14 protein-coding genes are annotated in these 14,696 nt (G+C 69.9%); 6 read left to right on the forward strand and 8 right to left on the reverse strand.

Annotated elements, in window-relative coordinates:
* Window positions 1-4: 4 nt before the first annotated feature.
* Window positions 5-925, forward strand: coding sequence for a prephenate dehydratase (gene pheA / locus LBW94_RS30005; RefSeq protein ID WP_225058057.1), 921 nt, complete (start codon window positions 5-7; stop codon window positions 923-925).
* Complete coding sequence (locus LBW94_RS30010) at window positions 922-1,632, forward strand: histidine phosphatase family protein (RefSeq protein ID WP_225058058.1); 711 nt, start codon at window positions 922-924, stop codon at window positions 1,630-1,632. Before pheA ends, LBW94_RS30010 begins: the two co-directional genes overlap by 4 nt.
* On the opposite strand, the gene LBW94_RS30015 is transcribed toward LBW94_RS30010, so the two are convergent.
* The 5 genes from LBW94_RS30015 to LBW94_RS30035 all read right to left on the reverse strand — a co-directional run bounded on the left by LBW94_RS30015 (window position 1,575) and on the right by LBW94_RS30035 (window position 5,568).
* Window positions 1,575-2,459 (reverse strand): ESX secretion-associated protein EspG, encoded by an 885-nt coding sequence (locus LBW94_RS30015; RefSeq protein WP_225058059.1) that lies wholly within the window; start codon window positions 2,457-2,459, stop codon window positions 1,575-1,577. The two genes, LBW94_RS30010 and LBW94_RS30015, sit on opposite strands and share 58 nt — an antisense overlap.
* Complete coding sequence (locus LBW94_RS30020) at window positions 2,460-3,644, reverse strand: PPE domain-containing protein (RefSeq protein ID WP_225058060.1); 1,185 nt, start codon at window positions 3,642-3,644, stop codon at window positions 2,460-2,462.
* A 61-nt stretch (window positions 3,645-3,705) separates the two neighbouring features.
* The gene (locus tag LBW94_RS30025) at window positions 3,706-4,017 is read right to left on the reverse strand and encodes a PE family protein (protein WP_225058061.1); all 312 of its coding nucleotides are present in this window, start codon (window positions 4,015-4,017) and stop codon (window positions 3,706-3,708) included.
* A gap of 35 nt (window positions 4,018-4,052) precedes the next feature.
* On the reverse strand, window positions 4,053-4,391 hold the full coding sequence (locus LBW94_RS30030) for a metallopeptidase family protein (protein WP_255634341.1): 339 nt from the start codon (window positions 4,389-4,391) through the stop codon (window positions 4,053-4,055).
* A 22-nt stretch (window positions 4,392-4,413) separates the two neighbouring features.
* Window positions 4,414-5,568, reverse strand: coding sequence for a septum formation family protein (locus LBW94_RS30035; protein WP_225058063.1), 1,155 nt, complete (start codon window positions 5,566-5,568; stop codon window positions 4,414-4,416).
* 57 nt (window positions 5,569-5,625) lie between these two features.
* Here LBW94_RS30035 and serS point away from each other — a divergent pair, with 57 nt between their 5' ends.
* Together serS and LBW94_RS30045 are read left to right on the forward strand one after the other, a co-directional pair.
* On the forward strand, window positions 5,626-6,891 hold the full coding sequence (gene serS, locus LBW94_RS30040) for a serine--tRNA ligase (protein WP_225058064.1): 1,266 nt from the start codon (window positions 5,626-5,628) through the stop codon (window positions 6,889-6,891).
* Between the two features lie 285 nt (window positions 6,892-7,176).
* Window positions 7,177-8,961 (forward strand): putative bifunctional diguanylate cyclase/phosphodiesterase, encoded by a 1,785-nt coding sequence (locus LBW94_RS30045; RefSeq protein WP_225058065.1) that lies wholly within the window; start codon window positions 7,177-7,179, stop codon window positions 8,959-8,961.
* 10 nt (window positions 8,962-8,971) lie between these two features.
* Here LBW94_RS30045 and LBW94_RS30050 read toward each other — a convergent pair whose 3' ends face one another.
* Window positions 8,972-10,522, reverse strand: a complete 1,551-nt coding sequence (locus LBW94_RS30050; protein WP_225058066.1) for a Rieske 2Fe-2S domain-containing protein — start codon at window positions 10,520-10,522, stop codon at window positions 8,972-8,974.
* 158 nt (window positions 10,523-10,680) lie between these two features.
* On the opposite strand from LBW94_RS30050, the gene LBW94_RS30055 reads away from it, so the two are divergent.
* Together LBW94_RS30055 and LBW94_RS30060 are read left to right on the forward strand one after the other, a co-directional pair.
* Complete coding sequence (locus LBW94_RS30055; RefSeq protein ID WP_225058067.1) at window positions 10,681-11,460, forward strand: lysophospholipid acyltransferase family protein; 780 nt, start codon at window positions 10,681-10,683, stop codon at window positions 11,458-11,460.
* Window positions 11,461-11,499: 39 nt separating this feature from the next.
* On the forward strand, window positions 11,500-12,255 hold the full coding sequence (locus tag LBW94_RS30060; RefSeq protein ID WP_225058150.1) for a lysophospholipid acyltransferase family protein: 756 nt from the start codon (window positions 11,500-11,502) through the stop codon (window positions 12,253-12,255).
* 109 nt (window positions 12,256-12,364) lie between these two features.
* On the opposite strand, the gene LBW94_RS30065 is transcribed toward LBW94_RS30060, so the two are convergent.
* Window positions 12,365-13,012, reverse strand: a complete 648-nt coding sequence (locus LBW94_RS30065; RefSeq protein WP_225058068.1) for a hypothetical protein — start codon at window positions 13,010-13,012, stop codon at window positions 12,365-12,367.
* Window positions 13,009-14,673: an ABC transporter family substrate-binding protein gene (locus LBW94_RS30070; protein WP_225058069.1), complete on the reverse strand. Its 1,665-nt coding sequence runs from the start codon at window positions 14,671-14,673 to the stop codon at window positions 13,009-13,011. Before LBW94_RS30070 ends, LBW94_RS30065 begins: the two co-directional genes overlap by 4 nt.
* Window positions 14,674-14,696 lie beyond the last annotated feature (23 nt).

The raw sequence follows: 14,696 nt of genomic DNA on the forward strand, positions 1-14,696 counted from the left end.
ATCCGTGCCTCGTATCGCCTACTTCGGGCCGTCGGGAACCTTCACCGAGATGGCCCTCGCCAAGCTGGAGGCGACGGGCGCCTTCGACGGCCCCGTCGAACGGATCGCCGCGCCCGGTCAGGGTGCGGCGCTGGAACTGATCCGGGCCGGGGAGGCCGAGGGCGCGGTGGTGCCCATCGAGAGTTCGGTGGACGGTTCGATCGCCCCCACCCTGGACGCGCTGGCGGTCGGCCCGCGGTTGCAGATCGTCGCCGAGACCGAGTTGGACGTGGCGTTCACCATCGTCGCGCGGCCCGGGGTGACACTGGCCGAGGTCCGGACCGTCGCCGCCTATCCGGTCGCGCTGGCGCAGGTCCGGATGTGGCTGGCGCAGTGGCTGCCGCAGGCGCAGTCGTTCACCTCCGCCTCCAACGCCGCCGCGGCCGAGGACGTGCTGCGCGGCCACGCCGAGGCGGCGGTGTCGACCACCCTGGCCGGTGAGCGGATGGGCCTGGACGTGCTGGCCACCGGCGTCGCCGACTACGACCACGCGGTCACCCGGTTCGTGCTGGTCACCCGCCCGCGCCCGGCGCCGCCGCCCACCGGCGCCGACCGCACCGCACTGGTGGTGCTGGACCTGCCGAAACAGCCCGGTGCGCTGATGCGAGCGCTGGACGAATTCGCGGCCCGCGGTGTCGATCTCACCTTCATCGAATCGCGGCCCACCCGGACCGGGATGGGCACCTATCGCTTCTACCTCGACTGCGTGGGGCATATCGAGGACACCGCGGTGGCCGAGGCGCTGAAGGCGCTGCACCGCACCGCCGGTGCGATCCGCTACCTGGGATCGTGGCCGGCCGGCTCGCCCAGCGGTACGCCGCCGCCGCCGGACGAACCGTCGGCGGTCTGGTTGGCGGATCTGAAGAAGGGGGTGACGGACCTGTGACGGGAAAGCTGATCCTGGTTCGGCACGGTGAGACCGAGGGCAACGTCGCGAAACTGCTGGACACCCGATTGCCCGGCCTGCCGTTGACCGAACGTGGCGTGGCACAGGCGAAGTCGTTCGCCGCCGGCCTGCCCTCGCCGCCGCGGCGGCTGTTCTGCTCCGCGGCGCTGCGGGCCCGGCAGACCGCGAGCTGTATCGAATCGGTGACCGGGGTGCCGGCCGAGGTGCTCGACGACGTGCACGAGGTGCAGGTCGGCGACCTGGAGGGCGAGGGCACCGACGCGGCGCACGACACCTTCCAGGAGATCTACCACGCCTGGCATCTCGGCGAGCTGGACGTCCGCGTGCCCGGTGGGGAGTCCGGGCAGGAGGTACTGGACCGGTATCTGCCGGTGGTGGAGCGGTTGCGGACCACGCTGCTGACCCCGGCGGCGGTGGACGCGGATCCGATGCCGGGCGATGTGCTGCTGGTCAGCCACGGTGCCGCGATCCGGCTGGTGGCCCGCGCGATCGGCGGCATGGCGCCGCCGTTCACCACCCACAACCATCTGGACAACACCGAGACGGTGGAACTGCTGCCGCGCTATCTGGACGGGGCACCCGACGGGACCCCGGAGTTCCGCGGCTGGGACTGCGTCCGCTGGGGCCGCTACACCCCGCCGTTCGGCGCCGATGTGGAGCCCGCGGTCGACGATCCGATGGGCTGACCGGTGCGGCCCGCCGGCCCGAAACCGGTGCGCAGCGGCAGCCGGTCGATCAGATCCTTGACGGCGGTGCGCAACCGGGCCGGGGTGCCGGCGGCCAGCGAGGTCCACGGCACCCCGTCGTGGGCGTGCGTGGTGGTGCCGAGGAACCGCCCGTTGCGGGTGTTGTAGACCGCGACCGTGCCGTCGCTGATCTCGCGGGTGCCCTCGCCGTACACCACGCCCACCACCGAGGCGTGCGAATGGATCTCGACCAGCGCCGTGGCCAGGGTGCGGGCGTCGCGGGCCGGGGTGCAGGCCCGGGTGAGCCGCTCGGTGGTGGCGTCGACATCGGCGGTGTCGCGCAGGATCGTCTTCAGGTCCGTGGTGAGCGCGTTCGTGCCGGAGATCTCCAGCGGTTCGGCCGGGCCCAGCGCCGCCAGCACGGTGCCGGGCAGATCGTGGGTCGCCTCGTCGACGACGTACGAGTCCGGCCCGCGCAACACCACCGCCACGAGTTCGTCGCCGCGCGCCACGCAGCAGCGGTTCACCCGGTCGCCGACGTACCAGCGGACGGCCAGCACCCAGTGCGGGAGGTACAGCGCGCGCAGCCGATCGACCAGATCCCGGTGCACCATTTCCTCGTCCAGCAGGCCGCGCTCGGTCAGCGACGCCGCGGCCGCGGCCATTGCCGCATCGTGCGCGGTGATGTGGTCGTAGCGCCCGATCGCATCCAGTACCACCGGGACCTCGTCGATCCGCAACAGCTCCAGCAGGTACTGCATCTCGTCCAGCGACAATTCGACCGGCCCGAGGGCGGCCGGGCCGCGGCCGACGCCGAGGACCGTCACCTAACGCTCACCGTGCGCCGGATCGGCGCCGATCACCCCGGGCGCGAGGTCGCGTCCGTCGGCGAAGTGCTCGCCGCGCAGATAGTCCGGACCGTGCCGATCGGCCTCGGACTCCTCCTCCTGGGCCTGATAGCCCAGCAGCGGATTGCCGGCCATGGCCTGTGCCCGGGCCGCGGCCTGTGGATCCTCGAGGTCGAGGGCGATATCGGTGCCGGTCGCGGCGGCCGGGCCGCCGCCGATCACGCCGCCGGAGCCCCAGCCCTCGGGCAGGCGCAGGGTGCCGGCGCCGTTGCCGATGCCGACGGAACTGCCGCCGTAGGAGACCGTGCGGGTGACCGCGGCGGGCTGGGCCATGGCGGCGCCGAGCCCGTTCATCATCATGGGCGGCATCGAGGCGGAGGGCAGCATCGGCCCCGGCACGGCGCCGGTGGCCGCGCTGATCATGCCACCGGCCACATCACCGGCGGCGGTGGCGCCGGTGCTCACCACCGTGCCGGCCACCTGGGCCGCCTGGTCGAGGGCGCCGGTGAGGCCCGGATTGCTCAGCGCGGCCTGGGCGCCGGCGACAGCGGCCTGCACCGGATCGACCGAGGCGGAATCCTGGAAGGCCCCGTCGACGTCCTGGCCGTCGGCCGAACCCGCGCCGTTGGCGATCGCCGGAGGCAGCGGGAACTGATTCGGGGTAGTGACGATCGCGGTGGTGGCGGCCTCGTAGGTCTCCATCACCATCGCGGCGCGCAGGTCGATCGCGGCCTTGGCGGCCTCCGCGAGCTCGGCGCTGCCGTCCAGATCGCCGCCGGAGGCGTGCGCGACCGCGCGGGCGGTGTCGGCGGCCGCGATCTCCGGCAGGCTCGGCATCGCCAGCGAGGCGACGGTGTACGCGGTGGCGTTGGAGGCGGCCTTGGCGCCCATGGCCGCGGCCAGCGCGCCCTGCTGCTCGGCCCAGCCGATGAAGCCGGTGAGCCGGCTCAGCGCCGCGATGCCGTTGACGCCCTCCAGTCCGGCGCCGAGCTCCGCCAGCACCCGGGCGACGGTGGCGGTGGCGTCCACCCAGGCGCCGGTCAGCGTGCCCCAGGCCGCCGCGGCGGCCGAGATCGGCACCGCGTGTGCCCCGGTCTCCAGTGCGGCCGAATTGCCCTCGGCCAGCCGGGGCAACCAGAACACCCCGGTGATCCCTGCGGTCATCGTGTCTCCCCTGAACTCGCTGTGTCCACCCCCGCGCCGATTGTTGCCCCCCGGCCGCGGCTCACACCTGGATGGCGGCGATACCGGCGGCGTGCGCGGCGTCCTGCGCCGCGTACTGGGCCACCTGCTGCCGCAGCATCGCGGCGGCGTGATGTAGTTCGAGAATGCCCTGTGCGATCGAATTGTCGTGGGTGACCGCGGCCTGATTGAAGTGGTTGGCGGCCATCAGGGACACCTCTTCGGCACCCGACGGGAGCACATGCGTCACCGGGCCGCTGACGACCGACGTGCCCGCCAGACGTTCGGCGAGCAGGTCCAGTTCCGCGGCGGCGGCGAGAATCACTTCGGGTTGTACGAGCACATTGCCAACCATTGCCCGAACTCCTTCTCCGAGGCGGCCTTATAAGACTATCCCCAACCCAGCTCGTGCAGGCGGTCTTCATCGATGCCGAAATAGTGAGCTATTTCATGGATCACGGTGATCGCCACTTCCTCGACCACCTCGTCCGCGGTGGTGCAGAGGTCGAGGATGGCCTCGCGGTAGATGGTGACGGTATCCGGTAGCGCGCCACCGTAGTTCGAGTCGCGCTCGGTGAGCGCGATGCCATGGTAGAGACCCAGCAGGTGCGGATCCTCCGGATCGCGCGGCTCGATCAGCACCACCACATTGTCGATGGCGCGGGCCAATTCGGGCGGGATCAGGTCCAGCGCGTCCGAAACCAGTTCCGCGAAGCGCTGTTCCGACATGGTGACGGGCACGGCCGGCCCGTCAGCGCGGCGGGGCCGCGCCCGGCAGCGGGGCCGGAGTCGAGCGCCCGGAGGTGGGCGGCGGTACCGGGGCCTGACCGTCGATCAGGATGTCCGCCTTGGCCGGACCGGTGATCGTCGAGAAGCCGTCCTGGGAACCCTTGCCCACGAAGCAGTTCAGCTTGCGGCTGCCGACCAGCCAACTGCGGGCGTCGATGTTGTCCCAGAATGCCGTGAGCGTCTTCGCCAGCAGGGCATCCTGGCCGCCGAGATAGTCGTTGATCACCTTCCCGCACTCGTCCTGCATGAACTTGTCCTGATCGTCCTTGGCCGGCGGCGGGCCGGAGAAGTGCGCGCCCAGATCCTCCACCGACATCACCTCGTAGGCATGCGGTTTCGCGCAGTCGACCGCCTCGTTGGTGGGCAGGCTCTGCGCGATGCCGATGCACTGGCCGATCTCGAAGGTGCGGGACTGGTCGCTGTCGCGGACTCGGCCGACGGCCTGCTGGGTCGCGTTCCCGGTGGCGCTGACCAGTTGCAGCCCGCAGCGGATGGTGCGGTCGCCGTGCGCCCAGCCCGGTTCGCCCGGATTGATGATGCCGACCACGAACCGCCCGCGCGGATCCAGCTTGCCGCCGAGATAGGTCGCCGCCGCCGGCGCGCAGTGCTCGTCGCGCAGTTCGGAGAAGCGCAGCATGTCGGGAAAACGGCTGCCCGGCCCGAACTCCCGGCCCGGATACTTGCTCAGGTCGATCTCGGCGGTCACCTCGAACAGATGCTTGTCCGCGCAGTTGACCTTGGTCAGGTCCAGCGCTTTGGGGGTGGACCAGGCCAGGCAGTCACCCGGCCGGGCGGACCCGAACGCGGAATGCGCGCGCCCGGTCGGCTCGGTGGACCCCGGATCGTGCGCCTCCAGCCCGTGCGAACTGCGGAACCCACTGATGAGCATGGTCGCCAGCGCGGCGACCACGGCGCCGATCGCGATCGCCAGCAGCCCCCAGCGAATGCGCTGGGCCGGCAGCTGCGACGGCCGCCGCCGCGTCGGCGCGGTGGGTTCGGCCTCGTAGTCGGCGTAGTCGGAGTAGTCGACGGAGTCGGGATACCCGCCCCCGGGTGCGGACGCGTCGGTATCCGGGGGCTCGGGCAGTGCGGTGCGCGGCGGCTGATCGGGTGGCATCGCGCTCCATGATGGCAGCGCGTGCCGCGTCAGTGCCACCGACTAGGCTGACTCCCCATGATCGACCTGCGATTCCTGCGCGACAATCCGGATGTCGTCCGCGCTTCCCAGCGGGCCCGTGGTGAGGACCCGGCGCTGGTGGACGCGCTGCTCCAGGCCGATTCCGCGCGCCGATCCGCGGTGGCCACCGCCGACACGCTGCGCGCCGAGCAGAAGACCCTGGGCAAGAAGGTCGGCAAGGCCACCCCCGAGGAGCGCACCCGCCTGCTGGAGCAGGGCGCGGAGCTGTCCCGCCGGGTCAAGGAGGCGGAGGCGATCGAACAGGCCGCCGACGCCGACATGGACGCCGCTGCGAGGCGGCTGTCCAACGTCGTCCAGGAGGGCGCCCCCGCAGGCGGCGAGGACGACTACATCGTCCTGGAGACCGTGGGCACCACACCCGAATTCGACTTCACCCCCAAAGATCACCTGGAGTTGGGCGAGGCCATCGGCCTGATCGACATGGAACGCGGCGCCAAGGTCTCCGGCGCCCGCTTCTACTTCCTCACCGGCTACGGCGCCCTCCTGCAACTGGGCCTGCTCCAGTTGGCAGCCCGGAAAGCGGTGGCCAACGGCTTCACCATGATGATCCCCCCCGTCCTGGTACGCCCGGAGATCATGGCCGGCACCGGCTTCCTGGGCCAGCACTCGGCCGAGGTCTATCACCTGGAGGAAGACGACCTCTACCTGGTAGGCACCTCGGAGGTCCCCCTGGCGGGCTACCACTCCGGCGAGATCCTCGACCTGACCGACGGCCCGAAGCGCTACGCGGGCTGGTCCTCCTGCTTCCGCCGCGAGGCAGGAAGCTACGGCAAGGACACCCGAGGCATCATCCGAGTACACCAGTTCGACAAGATCGAAATGTTCGTCTACTGCCGCCCCGAAGACGCCGACGAGGAACACCGCCGCCTGCTCGCCTGGGAACGGGAGATGCTGGCAGCCATCGAGGTCCCCTACCGAGTGATCGACGTGGCCGCGGGCGACCTGGGCAGCTCCGCCGCCCGCAAATTCGACTGCGAAGCCTGGGTCCCCAGCCAGAGCGCCTACCGAGAACTCACCTCGACCTCCAACTGCACCACCTTCCAGGCCCGCCGCCTCTCGGTGCGCTACCGCGACGAGAACAACAAACCCCACACCGCCGCCACCCTCAACGGCACCCTGGCCACCACCCGCTGGATCGTCGCCCTCCTGGAAAACCACCAACAATCCGACGGCTCGGTCCGGGTCCCCGCCGAACTGGTCCCCTTCGTAGGCACAGAAGTCCTGAAACCCCCGGCCCGGTAGCCACCCACCCCGGTAACTGGCTAACCCCCGGCCACCAGCATGCAGGCCCGGCATTCATGGTCGCGGCCCGTCTCGATCCTGGACCGACGGAGCGGAGGAGCGGAGCAGGGAAGGATCGAGACTCCGGGCCGCGAACCCGCCGCCGCGAAGCGGAGGCAGAAAACCCAGTAAATGCAGCAGCTACCTACTCCAGTGTTTAGGCTATGCACCGTGCGAGGAATCGGCTCTCGCGGCGATACCCGCACGCGGGTGCGGGCGGCATCGGCGCTGGCTACAGCTATGCTCATGGCGCGGACCACCGGGGCGTTCTACGTCATGGGCGGGGTACTGGGCCTGCTGATCACTGCCGTCGCCCCGGGCGACGAGGGCAACCGCCCCCTGGTGGGCGTTGCTGCCGCGATAGCCCTGTTGCTGGGCATCAGTTTGCTGATCTGGGGCCCACAGCTACCGCACTGGATCCACCACGGCTACGTAGCGGTAGCCACGGTCCTGATCACGGTGGCCGTCCACTGGTTCCCCAACACCGTGGGCGGCATCAGCCTCGCCGCCTTCTACGTCTTCGTAGCCTGCGACGCCGCCATCTTCTTCGCCTGGCAATGGGTGGCCGCCCACGTCCTGCTGGCGGTCCTGCTGTGCCTCTGGGTCGTCCCCTCCCGCGGCCTCCCCTGGTGGTCCGGGATTATCCCCGCCGGCGTCACCGTAGGTGCAGGCGTGGTGGTAGGTGTCCTCACCCGCCTCGCCGCCGACGCCGACATCGACACCCTGACCGGCCTCCTGAACCGCCGCGGCTTCGACCGCGCCCTGTCCGGCGCGATCGGCCACGCCACCCGCACCGGCCAGGGCCTGGCCCTGGTGCTGGTGGACCTGGACCGATTCCAGAAGATCAACGACCACCTGGGCCACCGCGCCGGCGACGCCGTTCTGCAACGCGTGGGCGACACCTGGTCCAGACTGCTCGCCCCCGACCAGCGCCTGGCCCGCTACGGCGGCGACGCCTTCGCCCTGCTGCTCCCCAACACCACCGAGCAGGCGGCGATCCTCCTCACCGAGCAGTTGCGCGCCGCCGTCACCACCGGCTGCTCGGCCGGCGTCACCTCCTGGCAACCCGGCGAATCCGGCTCACTGCTGGTCAGCCGAGCCGACGTCGGCCTCTATCGAGCCAAGCAGGCCGGCCGCAACCGCACCGTCCTGGAGTCGTCGCGACAGTTGCCCCTGGCGGTGGAACTGCGCGAGGCCATCGACACCGGCGCCCTGGACGTGCACTACCAGCCGATCGTCAGCCTGACCGAGGACGGCGGCAAGGCGGTCGGGGTGGAGGCGCTGCTGCGCTGGTCCTCCAGCGCCCAGCCGGACGTCACCACCGAGGGCCTGATCCGCGTCGCCGAGGAATACGACCTGATCTCCGATCTGGACGAACTGGTCCTGCGCCGCGCCTGCGCCGACGCCGCCCGCTTGCAGGAGAACTTCGCCCAGCTCGACCTGACCCTCAACGTCAACGTCAGCGGCCTGGAACTGGCCGAATCCGATTACGCCGAGCGGGTTTCCGGCATCCTCGGCGACACCGGCTGGCCCGCCGAGCAACTGGTCCTCGAGGTCACCGAGAGCGAGCTGGCCGCGGAATCACACACCGCCCTGGGCAATCTGCACAAGCTGCGGGACCGCGGCGTGCGGATCGCCATCGATGATTTCGGCACCGGCTACTCCTCGCTGAGCCGGTTGGCCACCATCCCCAGCGACATCCTGAAGGTCGACCAGTCCTTCGTCGCCGCCATCCGCTCCGACTCCCCGGCGCCGCCGCTGCTGGGTGTGATCGCCGCGCTGAGCAAATCGCTGGACCTCCAGGTGATCGCCGAGGGCGTGGAGACCGAATACCAGGCCGCCGTCCTCACCGAACTGGGTTTCGCCCTGGCCCAGGGCTACCACTACAGCGACTCGCATCCGGTGGCCGACCTGATCAGCGACCTCAACGACCACCGCGGCCTGGTCGGCGCGGGCATCCCGGAGGGCGACCACACCGCCAATGGCTGGGTCCCGATCCAGAACGGTTACGAGCCGGGCGCTTTCGGCTGAGCCGCCCGGATCAGAGCTTGCGGCTGCGCAGTTCGTGCCCCTTGGAGGTCTTGCAGCGCCCCGTTTCCAGATCCCACTGCCAGCCGTGCAGATTGCAGGTCAGCGTAGTGCCCTCGACCACACCGAACTTCGACAGATCGGCCTTCAGGTGCGGGCAGCGGCGCTGCACCTCCCAGCCGGCCACCTCGCAGGACGCGGAATCGTCGTGCGATTCGGCGAACCAGCCGTCGGCGTAGGCGATGCGCTCCTCGCTGAGGCATTTGAAGAAGGTGTACAGGTACTCGTTGTAGCCGCCGATCCGCCAGGCCTGGAACCGGGTGGACAGGAAGATGGTGTTCACCCAGTCCGGCTCGTCGTCGCGCAGCACCGTGCGCACCAGCTGCGGGTCGATGCGGAAGCCGTAGCGGTACCTGCCCTCGCCCTCGATCGGCGCGCGCACGGCCCGCCGCGGGAAGTCCAGCACCACGGTCTCGTGCCCGAGCACCAGGCCCACCGGATAGCCGATCCCGTCGGAGATCTGCGGACTGGCCGCCATGATCGGCTCGAACAGCTTCTGCAACTGCGGCAGCAGCGGCTCGTCGCCGATCGCCCAGTTGGCCTTCTCGGCGGCGAGCACCGGCGCCTTCTCGGCGGCCAGGCGCTCGATGTAGCCGGCCTTGTCGGCGTAGATCTCGTCCGGGTCGACCGCGTGCGTGACCGACAGCTCACCGCCGTGCACCTCGGCGACCGAGCCGGGGATCAGCAGCACGCCGCCCTCGTTGCCGTGCAGCCGCATCTGCTCCAGGAAGGTGATCTGGTCCGGGAAGATGTTGCCGTTCTCGGCGGAGGAACGGTCCACCGCGACGTCGTTGAGGTAGCGCAGCTCCGGATCCAGGAACATCGGCGGGCCCGCCGACGGCACCACCCAGGTGGCGCCGACCTGCTCGACGTAGCTGCGGGCCCGGTCCATGCCGCGCTGCCGCTTCTGCTTGCCGAAATTCTCCTTGGTCCGGGCCGGGATGTCGTACACCATCGGGTACCAGATGGCGCCGGAGTACTGGAGCAGGTGCACGTCGATCTGCCCGAACTGGTCGTGCAGTACGTCCATGTCGACCGGCCGCGCGTCGTTCATGTTGAAGCAGACCGTCTCGCCGTCGGAGACGACCAGCCCGGAGTCGCCGATCGGGCCGTCCGCGGGCGCGCGCAGGGCGATGATCATCACATCCAGATCGCCGCCGGGTCCGCTGACCGTGTGCCGGACCGCGCTGCGGGTCTCGAAGAACTTCCGGAAGCCCAGCGCCTCCAGCTCACGCTGGAGATCCGGCACCGGGAAGTCCGGCAGCAGCACGGTGGCGTCCTTGTTGACGTACTCGCGCAGCAGCTTGGCGTCGAAGTGGTCGCGGTGCAGGTGCGAGACGTACAGGAAGTCGACGTCACCCAGCTCCGCCCAGTCCAGCCCGGCATTGTCCGGGAACGGGAACCACGACGCGAAATAGGCCGGGTTGACCCACGGATCACACAGGATCGACCCGGCCGCGGTGCGGATATGGAAGCCGGCGTGGCCGACGCTGGTGATCTGCACGAACCTAGTCCCTCCTGAACCGAGTGCCGGTCACCCAGGGTAGCTGCTGAATCGTGACATCACCGATCCGGCGGCGCCGCCTCGCCGTCGATGTCCGAATTGTGCGACCTGCCGGTGTCCCGGGTGGGCGCGGCCGCGAGCGACTAGGCTGGCCGAACGTGGAACCCGTCTACCGGACGATCATCGGGCTGGCCCGGACCGTCTTCTTCGCGCAGGGCCTGACCTTCGACGTCCGGGGTGCCGAGCACATCCCGGCCACCGGTGGGGCGGTCATCGCCCTCAATCACACCGGCTACATGGACTTCACCTATGCCGGACTGCCCGCGCGCACCCCCAAGCGCTACATCCGGTTCATGGCGAAGAAGGAAGTCTTCGACAACGGCGTGTCCGGCCCCATCATGCGGGCGCTGAAGCACATCCCGGTGGATCGCGGGGCCGGGGCCGACTCCTACGCGGCGGCGGTCGACTATCTGCGCCGTGGTGAGCTGGTCGGCGTCTATCCGGAGGCCACCATCAGCCGCAGCTTCGAGATCAAGGGCTTCAAATCCGGCGCGGCCCGGATGTCGATCGAATCCGGCGCGCCGATCGTCCCGATGGTGATCTGGGGCGCGCAGCGGGTGTGGACCAAGGGCTACCCGAAGCGGCTCGGCCGGACCAACACGCCGATTTCGATCGCGGTCGGCGAGCCGATCCGGCCGCCGGTGGTCGAATCCGGTGATATGGCGGCCGCGGCCGCCGAACTCACCGACCGGTTGCGGTCGACCATGCAGGACATGCTGCTGGAGTTGCAGAAGGACTATGCGCACGAGCCCGGGGCATACTGGGTTCCGGCGCGCCTGGGCGGCAGTGCGCCCACCCTGGAAGAGGCCGACGCCCTCGACGCCGCCGAGGCGGAGGCCCGGGCGGCCCGGCGGAAGACGGCGTCCGGCCCGCAGTAGGCGGTCGCCCGGTAGGTAGTGCGGGAGTTTCCGATGGTGATGGGTCGTGAACCGGTGTTCGATGTGCTCACCGGTCTGGTGCGCACGTTCTTCGGGCTCCAGGGCCTGCGGATCGATATCGGCGGTCAGGACCACATTCCCCGCACCGGCGGTGCGGTGCTGGCCGTGAACCACACCGCCTACCTGGACTTCATGGAGGTCGGCCTGGTCGGCCGCAAGTCCGGCCGCAACGTCCGCTACATGATGAAGGCCGAACTGGAACACGGCATCGTCGGCTGGCTGATGAAGCATTGCAAGGCGATCGGCGTCGACCGCAGCGCCGGTGCCCGGTCGTACTCGCGCGCGGTGGCGGCGCTGCGCGCGGGTGAGATCGTGGTCGTCTATCCGGAGGCCACGATCAGCCGCAGTTTCGAACTGAAGGAATTCAAGTCCGGCGCCGCCCGGATGGCGATCGAGGCCGGCGTCCCGATCATCCCGATGACCATCTGGGGCGCCCACCGCATCTGGACCAAGGACCTCCCGAAACAGCTGGGCCGGCACCGCTTCCCGATCCACATCCGGATCGGCGCGGCCATCCCCTCGACCGCCTCGGCCGACGACCTGACCGCCGAACTGCGGGTGGCCATGACGGACCTGCTGACCCTCGCCCAGGAGGGCTACGAGATGCCCGCCGGCGCCCGCTGGGTCCCGGCCCGCCTCGGCGGTACCGCCCCGACCCCGGACCAGGCCACGGTGCTGGACCAGGAGGAACTGGCTCGCCGCCGCGCCGCCGCCGAGCGCCGCGCCGCGCGCTGATCGCACGGCGGTGACCGTCGTGGGTCGCAGTGGATCGCTCGGCCTCAGCATGATTCGCACCGGTCACCCGACCGCCGGGCCTCGACGCGGGCAGCGCTCGGGCCGGCACTCAGCTCGGGTCGGAGCCCCGGATGGCAGGCAGCCAGGTGGCCACGGCGGCCGCGACGACGGTGGCCCCGCAGTAGGCGGCCAGTCCGCCGCCCGCGACGTAGAGCCAGAGCAGTCCCGCGAACGGGGCCGCGATGGCGTACTGGCCGTCCAGCAGCAGGCGGCGGCGCAGCCGGGCACTGTGGGTGGCGCGGGCCGGGGCGTCCGGGTCGGGGTGGGCCGGATTGTCGATCAATCGGCCCACCGGTTCCGAATCCCGGTGCCGCCCGGACGGATACACCCGCACCTCGTCGAATCGCACGACACCGTCCCCGGATTCGATCGTCGCGGCCGGCAGCGCGACCAGGGCCGGATCGAAATACACCGGCAGCCACCGGGTCCGGCCGTCGACCCGGTACTCCAGCCAGGAGCGGCTGAGCAGCCGGTGCTGTTGCCGGACCCGCTCGCCCGCGACGGTGACCGGCGGCACCGCCGACAGCGCCCCACGGGCCACCAGCATGCGAACGGCGCTGTACCCCGCCACGATCAGCGCCACGGTCACCAGCATGGCCAGTTGTTCCGGATCGGCGAACGGCATCCAGGCCAGACAGACGACCAGGGCGCCGAGCGCCGTCAGCATCGGATAGGCCAGCGGGTGACCGGAACTCACTTCAGGAAGCCGATTTTCGTCCAGTTCGCCGAGGCCAGCCCGTACGCGCCGATATTCGCCAGATCGGAGCGGACCGCGTAGTTGCCCGACGCCTGGTTCAGCGGCAGCGAGAAGCCCTCCTGCCAGATCATCGTGTCGGCCTGATTGGCCAGCGCGACCGCCTTGTCCGGATCGAGTTCCGACAGGGTCCGGTCGATCAGGGTGTTGAGCTCCGGCGAGCCGATCCGCCCGTGGTTACCCTGTGGATTGTCCGGGTGGTAGGCGTAGATCTGCTCCAGCGCGCCCAGCGGCAGTGTGCTGCCGCTCCAACTGAACTGCGCCAGATCGAAATTGCCCGGATTGATGACATTGGTGAACAGGCTCTGCCCGGGGAAGGTCTGGATGTCGAGCTTCACGCCGACCTTGGCCAGGTTCTCCTGGATGATCTTGGCGGTGTCGACCCACAGATCCTGCTGGTACATCACGTCCCGCAGCACCAGTTTGCGGCCGTCCTTCTCCCGCACGTCGCCGTTGAGCTTCCAGCCCAGCGCGTCCAGATCGGCCGCGGCCTGATTCGGATCGAAGGCCACCGGCGCCGAATTGTCTTGGTAGCCCTTCTGTCCGGCCATGAAGATGTGGTTGTTCAGCGGCTTCGGATCGTCGACCACGCCGTGCTGGCTGGCGTTCACGATGGCCTGCCGGTCGATCGCCTTCGACACCGCGAGGCGCAGTTTCGGATCCTCCAGGATCGACCCCGTCGCACCGTTGAAGGTCAGCACGCTGAACGACGGCTCCGGCGTGCGCCGCACGGTGATGCCGGGCGTGGCGCGCGCCGCCGTCACGTTCGACAGGCCGGACATGTACGCGTAGTCGAGTTCGTTGTTCTGGATGCCGCCGAGCACCGCGCTGCTGTCCAGCACGCTGAAGGTGACGGTGTCCAGCTTGGGAGCGTCACCCCACCATTTCGGATTGTGGCCCAGGGTGATCCGGTTCTGGGTGCGGTCGATGTTCGTGATCACGAAGGGCCCGGCGCTGACCGCGAGGCTGCTGCGGTCCAGATCGTTGAACGCCTGCGGATTCGCGGTCACCGCCTTGGGATACAGCGGGCTGAACTGCCCCTCCCACTCGGCGTACGGCCGGGTGAAGGTGACGATCGCCTGCCGGTCGTCGACACCGCGTTCCACCTTCGCGACCCGGTCGAAACCCGACGGGCTGTTGATCTGGAAGCCCTTGTCCGCCCCGGCCAGCGCGGTCGCCTCGGACTGGAGATCCTCCCAGGTGATCGGCGTGCCGTCGGACCACACCGCCTTGGGATTGATCGTGTAGGTGACCTGCTGCGGATTGGTGCCGGTCAGCTTCACGTCGGTGAAGTAGTCGTGGTTCACCGTGAACAGCCCGCCGGCGTCGGTGCTGAACGGCGACGGCATCAGCGGGTCGATGACCTGCGCGACATCGGCGTCCATGTCGACGTGCAACGCGTTGAAGGTCTCCGGGAAGGAGCTGATCGACATCCGCAGGTTGCCGCCGTCGCGCAGATCGGCGGGATCGTGCGGATTGATGTCGTTGGTGGTCCCGATGGCCGCGGTACCGGACGGCGTGGTGCCGACGCTACAGCCGGTCACCAGCAGTCCGGCGGCGACCGCCGGGATCGCGAGTCTGGTCACCAGTGGACGAAGCCGCATGGGGTCGCTCCTTTCGGCGGGAT

Source organism: Nocardia sp. alder85J (genome assembly GCF_020176955.2).
Taxonomy (GTDB): Bacteria; Actinomycetota; Actinomycetes; order Mycobacteriales; family Mycobacteriaceae; genus Nocardia.